General features: G+C 73.8%; 11 protein-coding genes. 4 read left to right on the top strand and 7 right to left on the bottom strand.

Features of this window, described 5'->3' with window-relative positions; translation table 11 throughout:
• Positions 1-170: 170 nt before the first annotated feature.
• From QBL21_RS15935 to QBL21_RS15905, 7 genes are all read right to left on the bottom strand, one after another.
• Entirely contained in the window at positions 171-3,203 is a 3,033-nt protein-coding gene (locus tag QBL21_RS15935) for an alpha-mannosidase (protein WP_407562848.1), read from the bottom strand.
• 23 nt (positions 3,204-3,226) lie between these two features.
• On the bottom strand, positions 3,227-4,324 hold the full coding sequence (locus QBL21_RS15930) for a Gfo/Idh/MocA family protein (protein ID WP_407562847.1): 1,098 nt from the start codon (positions 4,322-4,324) through the stop codon (positions 3,227-3,229).
• Complete coding sequence (locus QBL21_RS15925; RefSeq protein ID WP_407562846.1) at positions 4,309-4,965, bottom strand: ThuA domain-containing protein; 657 nt, start codon at positions 4,963-4,965, stop codon at positions 4,309-4,311. The genes QBL21_RS15930 and QBL21_RS15925 overlap by 16 nt, the downstream gene beginning before the upstream one ends.
• Before the next feature lie 215 nt (positions 4,966-5,180).
• On the bottom strand, positions 5,181-6,017 hold the full coding sequence (locus tag QBL21_RS15920; protein ID WP_407562845.1) for an NAD-dependent epimerase/dehydratase family protein: 837 nt from the start codon (positions 6,015-6,017) through the stop codon (positions 5,181-5,183).
• The gene (locus QBL21_RS15915; RefSeq protein ID WP_407562844.1) at positions 6,017-6,916 is read right to left on the bottom strand and encodes a carbohydrate ABC transporter permease; all 900 of its coding nucleotides are present in this window, start codon (positions 6,914-6,916) and stop codon (positions 6,017-6,019) included. Before QBL21_RS15915 ends, QBL21_RS15920 begins: the two co-directional genes overlap by 1 nt.
• Positions 6,913-7,908, bottom strand: a complete 996-nt coding sequence (locus tag QBL21_RS15910) for a carbohydrate ABC transporter permease (protein WP_407562843.1) — start codon at positions 7,906-7,908, stop codon at positions 6,913-6,915. Before QBL21_RS15910 ends, QBL21_RS15915 begins: the two co-directional genes overlap by 4 nt.
• On the bottom strand, positions 7,905-9,290 hold the full coding sequence (locus tag QBL21_RS15905; RefSeq protein WP_407562842.1) for an ABC transporter substrate-binding protein: 1,386 nt from the start codon (positions 9,288-9,290) through the stop codon (positions 7,905-7,907). The genes QBL21_RS15910 and QBL21_RS15905 overlap by 4 nt, the downstream gene beginning before the upstream one ends.
• Positions 9,291-9,446: 156 nt before the next feature.
• Here QBL21_RS15905 and QBL21_RS15900 point away from each other — a divergent pair, with 156 nt between their 5' ends.
• The 4 genes from QBL21_RS15900 to QBL21_RS15885 all read left to right on the top strand — a co-directional run bounded on the left by QBL21_RS15900 (position 9,447) and on the right by QBL21_RS15885 (position 17,176).
• Complete coding sequence (locus QBL21_RS15900) at positions 9,447-10,232, top strand: IclR family transcriptional regulator (RefSeq protein ID WP_407562841.1); 786 nt, start codon at positions 9,447-9,449, stop codon at positions 10,230-10,232.
• 94 nt (positions 10,233-10,326) lie between these two features.
• Complete coding sequence (locus QBL21_RS15895; protein ID WP_407562840.1) at positions 10,327-11,625, top strand: enolase C-terminal domain-like protein; 1,299 nt, start codon at positions 10,327-10,329, stop codon at positions 11,623-11,625.
• Positions 11,626-11,796: 171 nt separating this feature from the next.
• Positions 11,797-14,928, top strand: coding sequence for an alpha-mannosidase (locus tag QBL21_RS15890; RefSeq protein ID WP_407562839.1), 3,132 nt, complete (start codon positions 11,797-11,799; stop codon positions 14,926-14,928).
• Entirely contained in the window at positions 14,921-17,176 is a 2,256-nt protein-coding gene (locus tag QBL21_RS15885) for an ROK family protein (RefSeq protein WP_407562838.1), read from the top strand. Before QBL21_RS15890 ends, QBL21_RS15885 begins: the two co-directional genes overlap by 8 nt.
• Positions 17,177-17,264: the final 88 nt, after the last annotated feature.

Below are 17,264 nucleotides of genomic sequence, written 5' to 3'. Positions count from 1 at the left end.
GCGGGGCGAGTGGCCGGGTGTCATCCACCGAGGTCGCGATGGTGATCTTCGTCCCGAGGTTTTGACGTCGAGGTTCTCCATGTCCCGGGGAAGTTCGGCGCCGGATCGCCTCGGATGAGCGCCGCACCGCGCGGGGGCGGCCGCCCGAGCGGCCGCCCCGGCGCACCCCGTCAGGCTCTCGGCACGCGCAGGGTGACCATCTGGAACGGCCGCAGGACGAGCACGACGGCGCCGTCCGCCCGGGCGTGGGGCTCCGTTCCCGGGAGCGGACGCTCCAGCAGGTCCACGCACGCGGCCCGCCCGGCGGCGTAGCCGTCGTCGAGCCGGACGGTCGCCCGGGCCCGGCCGCCGTGGGCCTCGTAGAGGCGTACGACGAGGTCCCCGCTGCGGTCGTCGGCGAGTTTGACGGCGCTGACCACGACGGCGTCGTCGTCCACGGTCACCAGCGGCGCGACCGGGCCGGTGCCGCCGGTGACCGTACGTTCCGGCTGGTTGGCCCGGTAGCCCTCGCGTACCGCGTCGCCGATCGTCGCGCCCGGCACGAGCGCGTGGTGGAACCGGTGCACGCCCTGGTCGGTCTCCGGATCCGGGTAGCGCGGGGCGCGCAGCAGGGAGGCCCGTACGGTCGTGGTCGTGCCCGCCTGCGCGCCCGTGCGGACGGTGCGCGTCACGTCGTGTCCGTACGTCGCGTCGTTGACGACGGCGACGCCCCAGCCGGGCTCGTCGAGGTGGACGAAGCGGTGGTTGCACGCCTCGAACTTGGCCCACTCCCAGCTCGTGTTCTGGTGGGTGGGCCGGTACACGTGCCCGAACTGGGTCTCGGAGGCGTACCGGTCGGCCTTCACGTCCAGCGGGAAGGCGAGCTTCAGGAACTTCTCCCGCTCGTGCCAGTCCACCTCGGTGTCGATGTCGAGCCGGGCGGTGTCCGCCGGGACGCTCAGCGACTGGCTGACCCGGGAGTCGCCGAAGGTGCGCACGACGCGCACCGCGGAGCCCTCCACCCCCAGTTCGGCGACGTCGGTGAGATCGCTGCCGGTGTTGCGGTAGAAGGCGTCTACGTCCCAGGCGTCCCACTGGTTGGGGAAGTCCGGGTGCAGTTGCAGCAGGTTGGCGGCCCGGCCCGGCGCGACCGCCTCGCGGTCGGCGACGCGGTCGTACGCGGACACCACGAGCCCGCGCCGGTCGATCTCGACCCGCAGCATGCCGTTGTCCAGGACGTAGCCGCCGCCGTCCAGCGCGACGGGGACGACCGCGTCGGCCGTGTCGGCGCGCACCGCGGCGCCGCCGGCCGGCACCCCTGCGCGGGAGTGCGGCGCCGCGTTGAACACCAGCTCGCCGCCGCCGGACTCATCGCCGGCGAGCGCCCGCTGGGCACGGCCGATGATGTCCTCCAGCTCCTGCGTCACCCGCGCGTAGGTCGCCCGCGCCTCGCGGTGCACCCAGGCGATGGAGGAGCCCGGCAGGATGTCGTGGAACTGGTGCAGCAGGACCGTCTTCCATATCCGGTCCAGCTCCTCGTACGGATACGGGAACCGGGCCCGTACCGCCGCCGTGGCCGCCCACAGCTCGGCCTCCGCCAGCAACGACTCGCTGCGCCGGTTGCCGCGCTTGGTCTGGGCCTGGCTCGTGAGGGTGGCGCGGTGCAGTTCGAGGTACAGCTCGCCGACCCACACCGGCGGGTCGGGGTATTCGGCGGCGGCCTTGGCGAAGAAGTCGGCGGGGGTCTCCCAGCGCACCTCGGGCGCGCCTTCCAGGCTGCGCATCCGGGCGGCCTTGGCGATCATCTCGCGCGTGGTGCCGCCACCGCCGTCGCCGTAGCCGACCGGCGCGAGGGAGCGCCGGGCCGCGCCCTTCTCCTTGAAGTTGCGGGCGGCGTGCGCGAGCTGCTCCCCCGTCATCTCGCAGTTGTACGAGTCCACGGGCGGGAAGTGCGTGAAGATCCGGGTGCCGTCGACGCCCTCCCAGTCGAAGGTGTGGTGCGGGAAGGAGTTGGTCCTGCTCCACGAGATCTTCTGGGTGAGCAGCCACTTGGCGCCGGCCGCCCTGATGATCTGCGGCAGCCCGGCGGCGAAGCCGAACGTGTCCGGCAGCCACACCTCCTCGTTCTCGATGCCGAACTCGTCGAGGAAGAACCGCTTGCCGTACACGAACTGCCGGGCCATCGCCTCGGAGCCGGGCATGTTGGTGTCCGACTCCACCCACATGCCGCCCGCCGGTACGAACCGGCCGTCCGCCACCGCCTTCTTGACCCGCGCGTACACCTCGGGCCGGTGCTCCTTGAGCCACGCGTACTGCTGGGCCTGGGACATGGCGAAGACGAAGTCGGGCTCGTCCTCCAGGAGCCGGGTCATGTTGGCGGCGGTACGGGCGACCTTGCGGACCGTCTCGCGCAGCGGCCACAGCCACGCCGAGTCGATGTGGGCGTGGCCGACCGCGCTGACGCGGTGCGCCGGGACGGCGGGTGCGGCGAGCACGTCCGCCAGTTCGGCGCGGGCGGCCTGTGCGGTGCCGTTGACGTCCTGGAGGTCCACGGCGTCCAGCGCCCGGCCGACCGCCCGCAGGATCTCCCACCGGCGCGCTCCCTCGACGGGCAGCTCCGCCATGAGTTCGCCGAGGACCTCCAGGTCCATCACCAGGTCGAACACCGTCTCGTCGAAGACGGCGAGCCGCATCTCGCCGAGCACGTACAGGGGTGCGTCGCCCGCGGTCGCCCGGTCGCCCAGCGGCGTCGGCCGGAACGGGACGCCGTCGGCCTCCAGGTCGGGGTTGGAGGCGGCCTCGACGTGCCAGCGGACCCGCTCGCCGCCGGCCACGGGGGCGCCGACGCGGACGTGGCTGTTGCGGGGGTGGAGGCCCTTGACCGGCGTGCCGTCGGGCTCGTAGACGAGGCCCTCGCACTGGAAGCCGGGGGTGCGGGGGGTGAAGCCGAGGTCGAGGACGGCCTCCACGGTCTCGCCCGCCCACGCGGCGGGGACCTCGCCGGTGACCGTGAACCAGCTCGTGCCCCACGGCGTGCCCCACGGGGTGCCGGCGGCGATGGGCCGGGTCGGTGCCGCCAGACCTTCTTCGACGGGGACGGGTTCACCCGGGGTGGACCAGACCTCCACGGCCAGCGGGACGGTACGGGGATGGACGGCCGGCCGGATGCGTTCCCGCAGAACGCGCTCCAGGCGTGCTTCGACCAGGTTCCGGTCATCGTGCATGAAAGGACTCCTACGCAAGGGTGTCAGAGGACGACCGGGGCGGGACGCTCGCAGGTGCTGGACACGGCCAGGGCCCGGCCCTGGGCTGCCGCGTCGGTGAGCGTGAGCATGATGTCCAGGACGTGGGCGGCGAGTTCGGCGGAGGCCCGGTGCGGGCGCCCGGCCGCCAGGGCCTCGGACAGGTCGGCGAGGCCGGTGCCGCGCCCCGCGCCCGGGAAGCCGGCGGAGGCGGGCAGGGTCTCCCAGCCGTCGCCCCGGTTCAGCTCGACGGCCCCGTCGAAGTTGTTGGGGTCGGGCAGGGACAGCGACGCGTCGGTGCCGTGCACCTCGATGCGCGGCAGCCTGGCGGCCCTCACGTCGAAGCTCATGACCAGGGTGGACAGCGCGCCGCAGGCGTGCTCCAGCACGCCGGTGACGTGGGTGTCGACCTCGACGGGAAAGGTCTGCCCGGCGCGCGGGCCGCTGCCGATGGTGCGCTCGGCGCGCGGCCGGGAGGCGGCGCCGGTGACCCGGGTGACCGGCCCCAGCAGGTGGATCAGCGCGGACAGGTAGTACGGGCCCATGTCGAGGAGCGGGCCGCCGCCCGGACGGTAGTAGAACTCCGGGTCCGGGTGCCACGCCTCGTGTCCGGCGGTCGTCATGAAGGCCGTCGCCGCCACCGGGCTGCCGACCAGCCCGTCGTCGACCGCCTTGCGGGCGGTCTGGGTGCCGGTGCCCAGGACGGTGTCGGGCGCGCAGCCGACCCGCAGCCCGGCGTCACCGGCCGCGGCCAGTACGGCGCGGGCCTCCGTGCGGTTCGCGGCCAGCGGCTTCTCTCCGTAGACGTGCTTGCCCGCGGCCAGCGCCGCGAGGGCGACCTCGGCGTGCGCCGCAGGGATGGTGAGGTTGAGCACCGCGTCCACGTCGTCCCTGGCGACCAGGTCGGCGAGGGTGTCCGCCACGGCCACCGGGCCCGCGCAGCGCGCGGCGACGGCCTCGGCGCGGCCGCGGTCGAGGTCGGTGACGGCGGTCGGCCGGAGCGTCGTCAGCCCGGCCAGGGTGTCGAGGTAGGCGCCGCTGATCTTTCCGGCGCCCACGATGCCGACGCGCAACGGCCGGCCGGGGGTCAGCGGCTCGCCCACAGCAGTCCCCTCTCGGTCAGGGTGCGGACCTCGGGCACGTCGAAGTCGTCGGGCTTGTGCCCGATCGTCGACACGAAGACCCGCCCCCTGCCCCACGTCCTGGTCCAGACGGCGGGCACGGTCACGGGCTCGTCGTGGAGTTCGTCCGCCGGGAAGGTGGTGGTGGCCAGCACGTCGATGTGCGGGTCGGTCAGCACCCAGTACTGCTCGGAGTGGAGGCTGAAGCCGTCGAGGCCGGCGACGACGGGATGGGCGGAGCGCTCGGGCACGAGGCGGTAGGCGTGGTCGAGGTAGCCGGGCGGGTGCATGACGAACGCGCCGCCGGTCAGCAGGTGGTAGCCGTGGTCCTGGAAGCTGTCGACGATCCCGCCGTGCCAGCCCGCCAGGCCCGTGCCGGCGCGCACCGCGGCGGCGAGGCCGGCGCTCTGCCCGGGGGTGAGGGTGCCCATCGTCCAGCACTGCACGACCAGGTCGGTGGCGGCGAGCAGTTCCGCGTCGTCGTACACCGCGAGGTCCTCGTGGATCCCCACCGTGTAGCCGTGCTCCTCCAGGAAGGGGACGAAGCCGTCGCTGATCGTCACGGGATGGTGCCCATCCCAGCCGCCGCGGACGACGAGAGCCCGTCGGGACTCGGTAGCCAAGGTGAATGCACGCTCCCATCGGCGCCGCGCGGCGGAGCACGGCGTTCGCAGTGGTGGTGGAGGACGCCCAACCCACACGCCCTGACCAGGGGTTGGTACGGGTACGGAGCCGGGCACGCGTTGTTCGAACGTAGGAATCCGGGGATCAATTTGTCAATACGATGGACTAATTAACCGGATCAGCGGGTGGGTTTTCCCGTGCCGCCGGCGCCCACTCAGCGGCGCCAGGTCCGCCGCGGCCGGAAGCCCAGCAGCCGGGCGCAGGCCGTGCTGTCGACGAGCGAGGCGTGGCCCGCGAACGCGTCGAGCACGGGCACGCCGGGCAGGAACCGGTCCAGCAGCTCTTCGGTGGGCAGGGGTGCCGAGGTGTCGGGCGCCGCTACGGTGACGACGTGGCTGCCGTGTAACGGCACGGTCAGCGCGTGCCGTACGGCTTCGGCGGCGTCGCGGGTGTCCAGCCAGGCCCACAGCCCGCTGCGACCCCGGCCGGGGTCCGCGGCGATCTGGGCGAGATGGGTCTTCAGCCGGGTCTCCGTGCCGGTGAACGGCAGCCGCAGGCAGACGGTGTCGGTGCCCCAGCGGCGGTGGGCGGTCCGCGCGATCTCCTCCAGCACCAGCTTGGACAGACCGTACGCGTCCTCGACGAGGTCGGGGTGCTCGGCGTCCAGGGGCAGGTAGCGCGGGGCGAGCAGGCGCGGGGCCCAGGCGAGACCGACCGCCGAGAGGCTGGAGGCGGCCACGACCCGCCCGATGCCGGCCTGGCCGGCCTCTTCCAGGACCCGGTGCGCGGTCAGGCAGTTGTCGGCGAAGAGCCGGCTCGGGTCGTCCGTCACGGGGTGCGGAATGGCCCCGAGGTGGACCACCGCCTCGGCGCCGTCCAGTGCGGCGCGTACCAGCTCGCGGTCCCGCAGGTCTCCGGTGTGCGTACGGTCCACCCGCGGGTCGTCGACGGGCTCGCGGTCGGTGGCGGTGACGCGGAAGCCGTGGTCGGCGAGTTCCCGGCAGACGTACCGGCCGATGTGGCCGGCGGCACCGGTGACCAGCACCCGCATCAGCCCTTCACCGCCCCTACCAGGCCGTTGATGAAGTAGCGCTGGAGGAGGACGAAGAGGAGGATCACCGGGATCACGACGATCAGCGCACCCGCCATCAGGTTGTTGTAGTGCGGCACGTTCTCCGAGGCCAGCTCCTGTAGACCGAGCGGCAGGGTGAAGGTCGACCGGTCGTTGAGCGAGACCCGGGTCAGAAGGTACTCGTTCCACGTCGGGATCGCCGTCAGCAGCGCGACCGTGACCAGCGCGGGCCGGGCCAGCGGGAGGTAGATGCCGGTGAAGATGCGGAACTCCGAGGCGCCGTCGACGCGCGCGGAGTCCCGGAGTTCCGTGGGGACAGCGCCGAAGGCGCCGGTCATCAGGAGGATGGACAGCGGCGCGGTCCCGTTGACGAAGGGCAGCACGAGACCCCAGTGCGTGCCGAGCAGCCCCAGCTTGTTCTCCAGGATCACGATCGGCAGCATCACCGTGACGCCCGGCACGAAAAGCAGCGCCGTGAACAGCCGGAACAGCGCCTTGCGGCCCTTGAACCGCAGCGCGGCGAAGGCGTAGCCGGCGGCCGAGTAGATCACCAGCGTCAGCGTCACCGTGTACAGGGTGACCAGCACGCTGTTCAGGAAGTAGTCGAAGAAGTGCAGCCGGTTCCAGGTGTCGGTGAGCGTGTCCAGCGTCGGGTTCTCTGGGATGAGGTGGCCGCCGCGTACCACCTCGATCTGGTCCTTGAACGCGGCCGAGATCATCCAGAGGAACGGGTAGAGGCTGACCAGGGCGTACGCGCCCAGCAGCAGCGCGACGACGACGCGGGCGGCGACGCGGCCCGCCACGCGCTTCTCGGCGGGGCCGGCCGTGGCCGGGGCGGTCGGCATCGGGGCGGCGGGGGCCGGGGCGGCGGGGGTCATGTGCGGCTCCTCATCGCGCGCAGGTTGATCACGGCGAGCAGGATCGCCACGGCGAAGAGAATCCAGCCCAGGGCGCTGGCCAGGCCGAGCGTGGGGGCGAGATCCTCCAGGAACGCCAGCCGGTACGCCATCAGGCCGAGCACGTTGGTGTGGCCGCCGGGGGCGCCGTTCTGCCCTGCCATCACCAGGAAGGTCTGGAAGCCCTGGAGCGACTCGCGCAGGTTGAGCAGGACGTTGACCGCGGTCAGCGGCATCAGCATGGGCCAGACGACGGAGAACTGGGTGCGCCACCAGCCGGCGCCGTCCAACTGGGCGGCCTCCAGCACGCTCTTGTCGATGGACTGGAGCCCGGTCAGGTAGAGCAGCATGGCGACCGGGACGCCGCCCCACGAGATCACCACGATGAGGGTGCCGAGGGCGGTGTCGGGGTTGCCCAGCCAGCCCTGCGGCTGTTCGAGGGAGCCGAGGCCGAGGCCGCCGAGCAGGAGGTTGATCGCCCCGTCCGGCTGGAGGATGTAGCGCCAGGCGAAGTAGACCGCGATCCCCGTGGTCACGTAGGGCATGAAGTAGACCGAGTTGAGGATGCCCTGCATGCGCTTGGCCTGGTTCAGCAGGACGGCCAGGGGGAACGAGACGGCGATGGTGAGCAGCGGGACGAAGATCATCACCCAGAGGGTGTTGATCGCCGCCTCGTGCACCTCCGGGGCGTAGACGGGGCTGCGCCACAGCAGGTCGGCGTAGTTGTCGAAGCCGACCCAGTCCCAGTCCGGGGTGAAGCCGTTCCACTGGACGAAGCTGAGCACGAACCCGTAGCCGACGGTGTACGCGCCCATGACCGCGAAGAGGATCACGGCGGGCGCGACGAACAGGTAGCCGGAGACGGCTTCCGTGCGGACCCGGCGACGGCGCCGGGTCCGCACCCGCGCCGGGGGCCCGGCCGGGCTGGTGCGCCCGGCCGGGTCCGACGCCGCGGAGCGGGGTGCGGTCGTCACGAGTTGGCTTCCCAGTAGTTGTCGTTCAGCTCGGCCATCTCCTTGCCGGCCTCCTCCGGGGACAGCTCCTTCAGCGGGCTGAGCTTGGTGAGGACCGTCGCCTCCTTGTCCTGCTCGTAGCCGGGCGGGAAGTAGCCCTTGCGCTGCGGGTCGTAGGTCTGCTCCTCGGTGCCCTCGAAGGTCTCCAGCATCGCGGCCAGGGCCGGGCCCACCGCCGCGTCGGCGCCGTCGCCCAGATCGGCCGCGGGCAGGTCGCTGGACGCCTGGGCGAACTTGGTGGCGACGTTCTTCTCGGAGAGGTACCTCGCCCACTTCTCCGCGTCGTCCGGCCGGTCGCTGGTGGCGCTGAGCACGAGGTTGGTCAGCGCGAGCGGCCCGAGCTTCAGGTCCGCGACCTCGCCGTCCTGCACCGGGGGCAGGCCGAAGGCGAGGACGTCGTCGGGGTCCATCCCGTTCTGTTCCAGGAAGGACAGGGTGAAGGTGCCGCCCACGAGGAACGCCGACTTGCCCTGGGCGAACGCCTGGTCGGCCTCGTCGATGGTCAGGGACTGGCTGCCGGGCGTCCAGTACGGGGTGAGTTCGTCGTACTTCTCCAGCACCTTCGTGCCGTTCGGCGAGGCCCAGTTGACGCTCTCGTCCTGGCTGAACAGCGCCTCGTAGCCGTCCCGGCCGAGCATCGAGTACGCCAGCGGCTGGGCGACCCAGGTCAGCCCGGTGTCCGGGACCTTCAGCCCCAGTCCGAGGCCGCCCCCCTTCGGGTCCTTGCCCGTCGTCTTCTCCAGGGCGGCCGTGAAGTCGTCCCAGGTGGCCGGGGCCTCGGTGATGCCGGCCTCGGCCAGCTTCTGCTTGTTGGCGTAGACGATGCCGAAGGTGCCGACGGTGAAGGGGATGCTGTACCGGTCCCCCTCCTTCACGCCGTACGCCTTGGCGGTCTTGGCCGCGTTCTCCTTGAACTTGGCGGGGGTGACGAAGCCCGACTCGCGCACCCCGCCCTCCGGGAACCGCGCCAGCCACTCGTCGTCGGCGACGTCCTTGAGCTGCCGGGCGATGCCGCTGACGCCGAAGGCCAGGTCCTCGCCGTCGGAGTGGGTCTCCATGACGTCCGGCAGGTCGCCGGTCTTGGCGGACGACTGGATCTTGGTCACGAACGCGTCGTCCGGCGTGTAGACCTCGACGTCGACCTTGATCCCCGTCTCCTTCTCGAAGTCCTTGGCGGCGGCTTTGAGGCCCGCGGCATGGGACTGCTTGAACGTCCACATCTCAAGCGTTTTGTCGTCGTCGGAGCCCGAGGAACCGCCACAGGCGGTCAGGGCGGTGAGACTCACGGTGGCCGTCGCGGCCAGAGCCACGAGCCGGGTGGTGCGGGAGCGGCGTATGCGCATCGCCCTTACCTCACTAAGCCATTCAGATAGACGAACGTTGTTGGTTGACCTGAACATATGGATGGCGTGTCATAGGGTCAAGCGGTGCGGCAGGATTCGTCCTGACCGAGCGCCGGAGGGTGCCGGCCGAGCGAAGCGGAGGTTCCGGTGGAGTCGGTGTCAGCAGCGGCGGGTGAACGCAGGCCCGAGGAGGTCAAGTCGGCGGCCCGGGTGCTCGAGGTCCTCGAGCTGCTGGGCGCGGACGGCGCGCGGCTTTCGCTGGCCGAGCTGGCGGGCGCCATGAGCGTGCCCAGGTCCAGCCTGCACGCGGTGCTGCGCACGATGGAGGGACGCGGCTGGGTCGACGTCGACAGCCAGGGCACGCGCTACAGCCTGGGCCTGAAGGCGCTGATGACCGGCACCGCCTACCTGGAGGGCGACGACGTCGTCTCGCTGGCCGGACCGGTGCTCGACGCGCTCGCCGAGGAGACCGGCGAGGCCGTGCACCTGACCCGGCTCGCCGGCGCCGACGTCGTCTACCTGGCCAAGCGCGAGTCGCGGCACGCGCTGCGCATGTACTCGCCCGTCGGCCACCGGCTGCCGGCCCACGCCACCGCGCCCGGGAAGGCCGTGCTCGCCCGGCACGAACCCGGCGAGGTCGACCGCATGCTCAACTGGCCGCTGCCGCAGCTCACCCCGGACACCGTGACCGACCCCGCCGCGCTCGCCGCCCAACTGGAGGAGGCCCGGCTGCGCGGCTGGGCGCTCGACGACGGCGAGAGTTCGCCCGGTGTGCGCTGCGTGGCGGTGGCCCTGGGCACGGACGACCAGGGCGGCGACGCGCTCAGTTGCTCGGCGCCGGCCAGCCGGATGGACGAGCGCCGCACCGGGGAGATCGCCCTGGCCGTCACCGAGGCGGCGCACTCGCTGCGCACCCTGCTCAAACGGCTCGGCCAGCACTGACGCCGCGCGCCCACCGTCCGTTGACAGGGCGGAGCGACGCTCCCTAGGTTCGGAAGTCCGAAAGGCTTTCGCCCATCCGAACGTGGGGGTTCCCATGGCACACCGCGACGACCGCGCCGCACCGCTCCTCGCCCCCGCTCCCTGGGTCGAGGAACGCGGCGCGAAGACCCGCATCACCGCCGTACGCACCTTCCTCACCGCGCCGCACGGCTGCGCGCACCTCGTCGTCCGGGTGGAGACCGACGAGCCCGGACTGTACGGCCTCGGCTGCGCCAGCGACCCGCAGCGCACGCTCGCGGTGCGCGCGGTCCTCGACGAGTACGTCGCTCCGATGCTGGTGGGACGCGACCCCGACGACATCGAGGACATCCACCGGCTGCTGCTCAACAGCGCCTACTGGCGCGGGGGCTCCATCGGCGGCAACGCCCTCGGCGGCGTCGACGTGGCGCTGTGGGACCTCAAGGCCAAGCGCCTCGGCACCCCGCTGCACTCGCTCTTCGGCGGCCGGGTAAGGCACCGCGCCGCCGCGTACACCCACGTCGACGGCGCGGACCCGGCCGAGATCGCGGAGCGGGTGCTCGCCGCCCGCGAGCGCGGCTTCGGGCACGTCCGGGTCCAGGTCGCCGTACCCGGCGCGGACACCTACGGCACCGCGTCCGCCGGCCCCGCCGATCCCGCCGCCGCGGCCGCGGCCCGTGAGCGCCGGGTGCCCTGGGACTCCGCCGCCTACCTGCGCACCGTGCCGCGGGCCCTGGCGCGGGTCCGGGAGCTGGTCGGAGACGAGGTGGAGCTGCTGCACGACGTGCACGAGCGGCTCGATCCGCGGCAGGCCATGACGTTCCTGAACCGCGTCGAGGACGCCGGGCTGTTCTTCGTCGAGGACCTGCTCGCGCCCGAGGACGCCGCGCACTTCGCCCGGCTGCACGCCGCGTCCCCCGTCCCGCTCGCCGTCGGCGAACTCTTCCACGACCCGCAGCAGTTCGTGGCGCTGCTGAACGGGCCGGACATCGACTTCGCCCGGCTGCGCATCCCGGCGCTCGGCGGCCTCACCCCGGCGCGCAAGCTGGCCGCGCTCTGCGAGCTGCGCGGCGTCCGGCTCGCGCCGCACGGCCCGGCGGACGTCAGCCCGGTGGCGCAGGCGGCGACGCTCGCCCTGACCATCGGCAGCCACGCCTTCGGAGTGCAGGAGGCGGCCACCTTCAGGCCCGCGGTCCTGGACGTCTTCCCCGGCACGATCACGCCGGACGGCGGCGGCCTCGAACCGTCCGGGAAGCCGGGGCACGGCGTGGACTTCGACGAGCGGGCGGCCCGCCGCCACCCGCTCCGCGAGCCGCTGGAGCACGAACGCTGGGCGCTGCTGCGCGGCACCGACGGCAGCGTCCAGCGGCCCTGACGCCGTTGTCAGGCAATTCCTTTCGAGAATGACGGGGTGCGTAAATTAATGCCCCTGACCATTCACCAGCATCGATAGAGAGTCAGTCGTTCCTCACTGTCCTGCGGGCCTTGACCTCGTAACACACGTGGTTTTACATGACCGGCACGAGCTGGACAGGAAGGGCTCTCCATGCACGCTCACCAGCAGGCCGGCGGGGAACGGATAGCCGCGTTCCTCAGGGAATGGCTGCGGCCCGCGCTCTACCGGCACCGCGTGCCGATGGACACGGCGTCCTGGACCACCCCGGGAGAGCCCGTTCCCGTCCAGACGGCCATGCGCGCGGAGTTCCGTCCCGGCGCGGTCGGCGACCGCTGGGGTGCGCCGTGGTCCACCTCCTGGTTCCGGTTCGAGGGCGAGATACCCCAGCGGTTCGCGGGCCGCCGCGTCGAGGCGCTGCTCGACCTCGGCTTCGACGGGGCAGGGGGTCCCGGCGATCCGGCCGGGGCCCTGGTGTACGACGACACGGGCAAGCCGCTCCAGGGGCTGCACCCGTACCAGCGCTCGGTGCTGCTGGCCCGTACCGCCGCCGGCCGCGAGCCGGTCCGCCTGCTGGTCGAGGCCGCCGCGAACCCGCGGATCACCGCCGGCGGGGCCGCCGGCTCCCGCTACGGCCACCCGCTCACCGCGGGCACCGAGCCGCTGTACCGGCTGCGCTCCGCCGACCTCGTCGTCCGCGAGGAGGACGTCTGGCACCTGATCCACGACGTCGAGGTGCTCGACGAGCTGATGCGGGCGCTGCCCGAGGCGCTTCCGCGCCGGCACGAGATCCGCCGGGCCCTGGAGCGCGCCGCCGACGCCGTCGACCCCGGGGACGTACCCGGAACCGCCGCCCGGGCCCGCGGCCTGCTCGCCCCCGCGCTGGCCCGCCGCGCGCACGAGTCGGCGCACACCGCGGTCGCCGTCGGCCACGCCCACACCGGCTCCGCCTGGCTGTGGCCGGGGTGGGAGGCGGTGCGCAGGAGCGTCCGTACCTTCGCGAACGCCGTCACGCTGGCCGAGGAGTACCCCGAGCTGGTCGTCGCCGGCTCGTCCGCGCAGACCTACGCGTGGGTGAAGGAGCACCAGCCGGAGACGTACGACCGGGTCCTGAAGGCCATCGCGGTCGGCAACTGGGCGCCGGTCGGCGGGATGTGGGTGGAGGCGGACGGCACTCTGCCCGGCGGCGAGTCGCTGGCCCGCCAGTTCGGTCACGGCCGCCGCTTCTTCCGCGACGAGCTGGGCGTCGACACCGACGGCGTCTGGCTGCCCGGCTCCGCCGGCGCCACCGCCGCCTACCCGCAGCTCGCCAGGCTCGCCGGGGCCCGCTGGTTCCTCACCCGGGCGCGGTCGCACGACGGCCCGGACCGCCTGCCGCACCACACGTTCCGGTGGGAGGGCATCGACGGCAGCCGCGTCTTCACCCACCGCTCGCCCGCCGGCGCCCACGACGCGGAGCTGACCGGCGCCGAACTCGCCGACGCCGTCGCCGACTTCGCCGGCAAGGGCGACGGAACCCGCTCCCTCGTCCCTTTCGGGTACGGCGACGGGGGCGGCGGACCCACCGCCTCGATGCTGGAAAGGGCGCGCCGGCTCGCCGATTTGGAGGGCTCGGCGCGGGTCGAGATCCGGCACCCGTCGGCGTTCTTCCAGCAAGCCGCGGAGGAGTACGAGGACGCTCCGGTGTGGCGCGGCGAGCTGCCCGCGCAGCCGTACGGCGGCGCGTACACCGGCCAGGCCCGTACCAAACGCGGCAACCGGCGCAGCGAAGCGCTGCTGCGCGAGGCCGAGCTGTGGTCGGCCACCGTCGCGGTCCGCGAGGGCGCCGCGTACCCGTACGAGGAACTGGCGGAGCTGTGGCAGCAGGTGCTGCTGAACCAGGTCCACGGCGTGCTGCCCGGCACCGCCATCGCCTGGGTGCACCAGGAGGCCGAGCAGTCGTACGCCCGGATCCACCGGCGGCTGGAGCGCATCGTCGAGCGCGCGTCGGCATCCGGGGGCGGGGCCGCGGGCGGGGCCGACGGCGAGAGCGCCGGAGTCCTGAACGCCGGCCCGCACCCCCGGCGCGAGGTCGTCGTCCTCGACGGCGCTCCCCCGGCACCCGGCGCGCAGCGGCTCGGCGACGGCAGGTGGGCGGCGTTCGCCGAGGCGCCGGCGCTCGGCCGCGGCATCGCGGGGCGGCTCCCGGCCGGCACCGCGCCGGTGACCGTCCGCGAGGCGGGCGGCGCCATCCTGCTCGACAACGGCATGACGAAGGTCGCCGTCGACGCCCGGGGCCTGGTCACGTCGGTGGTCGACCTCGCCTCCGGGCGGGACGCGATGGCACCCGGCGAGCCGGGCAACGTGCTGCAACTGCACCCCGAAGGTCCCTCTCGCCCCGGCGCCGGGAGCGCCCACAACCGCCCCGCGCACCGCGACCTCACCGAGGCGCTGTCCGTCGAAGCGACCGAGCGCGGCCCCCTGCTGGCCCGCGTGCGCGTCACCCGCACCACCGGCCGTTCGGTGATCGTGCAGGATCTGACGCTGACCGCCGGCGGCCGGGCGCTCGTGGTCGACACCGATGTCGACTGGCGCGAGCGGGACACCCTCTTGAAGCTCGCCTGGCCGCTGGACGTGCACGCCGAGGTCGCCCGCGCGGAGATCCAGTACGGGCACGTGGCCCGGCCCACGCACGAGAACGCCGACGGGGACGCCGCCCGCGGCGACGTCTGGGCGCACCGCTGGATCCACGTCGGCGAGCACAACTGGGGCGTCGCGCTGGCCGCCGACTCCACATACGGCCACGACGTGGGCCGCGCCCCCCGCGACCGCGGCGGCACCACGACCACCGTGCGGTTCTCGCTGCTGCGCGCCCCGTACGGCCCCGATCCGCACGCCGACCGCGGCGGACACCGCTTCTCCCACAGCCTGCGCCCCGGCGCCGACGTCCGGGCGGCCATCGCCGAGGGCTACGCCCTCAACCTGCCGATGCGCGCGGCCATGTGCGCCGCGCCGCCGGACCGTCCGCTGCTCGCGGTGGACAACCCCGACGTCGTGGTGGAGGCGGTCAAGCTCGCGGACGACCGCAGCGGGGACGTCGTCGTCCGGCTGTACGAGTCACGCGGGGGCCGCGCGCGGGCGGGCCTCACGGCCGACTTCCCCGTCCACCGGGTCCACGAGACGGACCTGCTGGAGGAGCCGCTGACCGAACACCCCTGCGTCGAGGGGCGCGTGGCGCTGTCGCTGCGGCCGTTCGAGATCCTCACCCTGCGCCTGGCCCGGCCGCGGCGGGGTGCGGATGACTGAGCAGCAGCCTCCGGACACCGGCACAAGCACCGGCGCCGACTCCGGCACGGCCACCGGCACCGGCACCGGCACCGAGGGCGGCCTCGCGGTACTCGGCCGCTGGGCCGTGCAGGGCGGGCCGCTCGCCCTGCGGGCCCGTATCGTGCTGCTCGCCGAACAGGGCATCCGCGACGTCGACATCGCCCGGCGGCTCGGCGTCTCCCGGCAGACCGTCGGCACCTGGCGGCACCGCTGGACGGCGCACGGCCTCGACGGCATGCGCACCCGCTCCCGCGCGGGCCGCCCCGCGAAGGTCGACGACGCCGACGTCATCACCCGTACGCTGCTGAGCCCCGGCAGCGCCGCCGCCTCCCGGGCCCTCGCCCGCGAACTCGGCCTCTCCCACGCCACCGTCGCGACCATCCGCCGGTCCTGGGCCGCCGGCCCGCCCGCGCAGCCGCCGCTGCCGGGCCCCGACCTGTGGCTCGTCGGCCTGTACGCGGACGCCGGGCACCTCGTGCTGCTCACGGGCGCCCGCCCGGACGCGGCCGGCGGGCCGCCGCCGGGCGGCACGGCCGTGGGCGCCGACGTGCTCGCGCACCTGGACCGCGCCTGCCACGCGCTGCCCGCCCACGACGGAGCGGCGCGGCCCGTCCGGCAACCGGAGGCACTGGCCGGGTTCCTCGACACGGCCCGCAGCCGGCATCCGCGGGTGGCGCTGCACGCCCTCGTCCCGCAGGGCACCGCGGACCTCGTACCGCGACCGCCGGACACCACGGTCCACCGCATCCCGCCCGGCGCGAACTGGCGCAGCTACCTGCTCGCCCTGGTCGCCCTCGACAGCAGCCGGCACCCGGAGTCCTCCCGCCGCGTGTTCCTCGACCTGGCGGGCGCCGTCGAGGCGGGCACCCGCGAGCCGCACGGCGGCCCGGTGCAGTGGCTGCGCGAGTCCGTCGCCGGCCTCGCGCCCGCCGGGGCCGCGGGCACCCCGCCGGGCGAGACCGGCGGGTCCGCGCCGCGCCGCGAGACCGCCGGCGGCGCCAACCACATCGACCTGGGCTCGTTCAACGAGTGCGTCGTCATCGAGACCGTCCGGCTCGCCGGCACCGTCACCCGCGGCGAGATCGCCCACCGCACCGGCCTGACGCAGCAGTCGGTCTCCCGGATCTCCCGCTCCCTGCTCACCCGCGGCATCCTCGTCGAGGACGACCCGCGGCACGCCACCTCCGGCAAGCCGCGCACCCCCGTGCGGCTGCGGCGGGACGCGGCGCACGCCGTGGGCATCCACATCGACCCGGAGGTGCTGACCGCCGTCGTCATCGACCTCGACGGCGACGTGGTGGCCAGCCGCACCCGGCCGGCCGGCCCGACGGCCGACCCCGGGGTCCTGGTCAAGCAGGTGATCCAGCTCGGCGACGACGTGCGGGCCGCCGCCCGTGGCGCGGTACGCGAGGACAGCTTCCTCGGCATCGGCATCGCCGTCCCGGGCCCGGTGGACATCGCCTCCGGCACCGTGCTCGACCCGCCGCTGATGTCGGTGTGGAGCGACCTGCCACTGATGTACCTGCTCAAGGACCACTTCCGGTGCCCTCTGGTGATGGAGAAGGACGCAGCCGCGGCGTCGGCCGGCGAACGCTGGATCGGCCGGGGCCGCCGCGCCCGCGACTTCGCCTACGTCTACCTCGGCACCGGCGTCGGCTCCGGCCTCTACCTGAACGGCGAACTCCACCGCGGCACGAGCGCCAACGCGGGCGAGTTCGGCCAGCTCTGCGCCATCGCCCTCGGCCGTACGGCGCCGGACGGCACCCCGGAGGTGCTTCCCGAGTGCAATCCGCCGGTCGGCCTCTCCCAACTGGCCGACCGGCACGGCTACGCCACCGCCGGCGAGCCCGGCAGCGCGGACGCGTACCGTGCCATCACCGCGGCGGCCGCGGCCGGCGACCCGGCGGCGAGCGCCGCGGTGCGCGACCTGGCCCGGAGCATCGGCCAGGGCGCCATCGCCCTGATCGACCTGCTCGACATCGACCTGGTGGTGCTGGGCGGACCGTTCTTCACCGACGAGGCCGCCCCCCACTACCTGCACCACATCGGCGAGTTGGTCAACGGCGTCCCCACGGCGCGGCGCCTGCGGCACGTCCGCGTCGAGGCGTCGGTCCTGGGCCCGGAGGCCGCCGCGGTCGGCGCCGCCTCCACCATCTTCCACGCGGCCTTCACCCCCCGGCTGCGGGGCAACAGACTGTGGCGCTCCGCACCGGCCCCCCACGGATGAGGCAACGGCGGAGGCGGTGCCGGGCCGGGCGGCGGGCCGCGGCGGTCCCGCCCGACGACCTCGCCGCGGGACGACGGCGTACGGCGCG

Origin of the sequence: Streptomyces sp. 184 (assembly GCF_045781775.1) — a bacterium.
Lineage (GTDB): Bacteria > Actinomycetota > Actinomycetes > Streptomycetales > Streptomycetaceae > Streptomyces.
The sequence above is the reverse complement of the archived record's forward strand: the minus strand, read 5'-3'. Positions and strand labels throughout refer to the sequence as shown.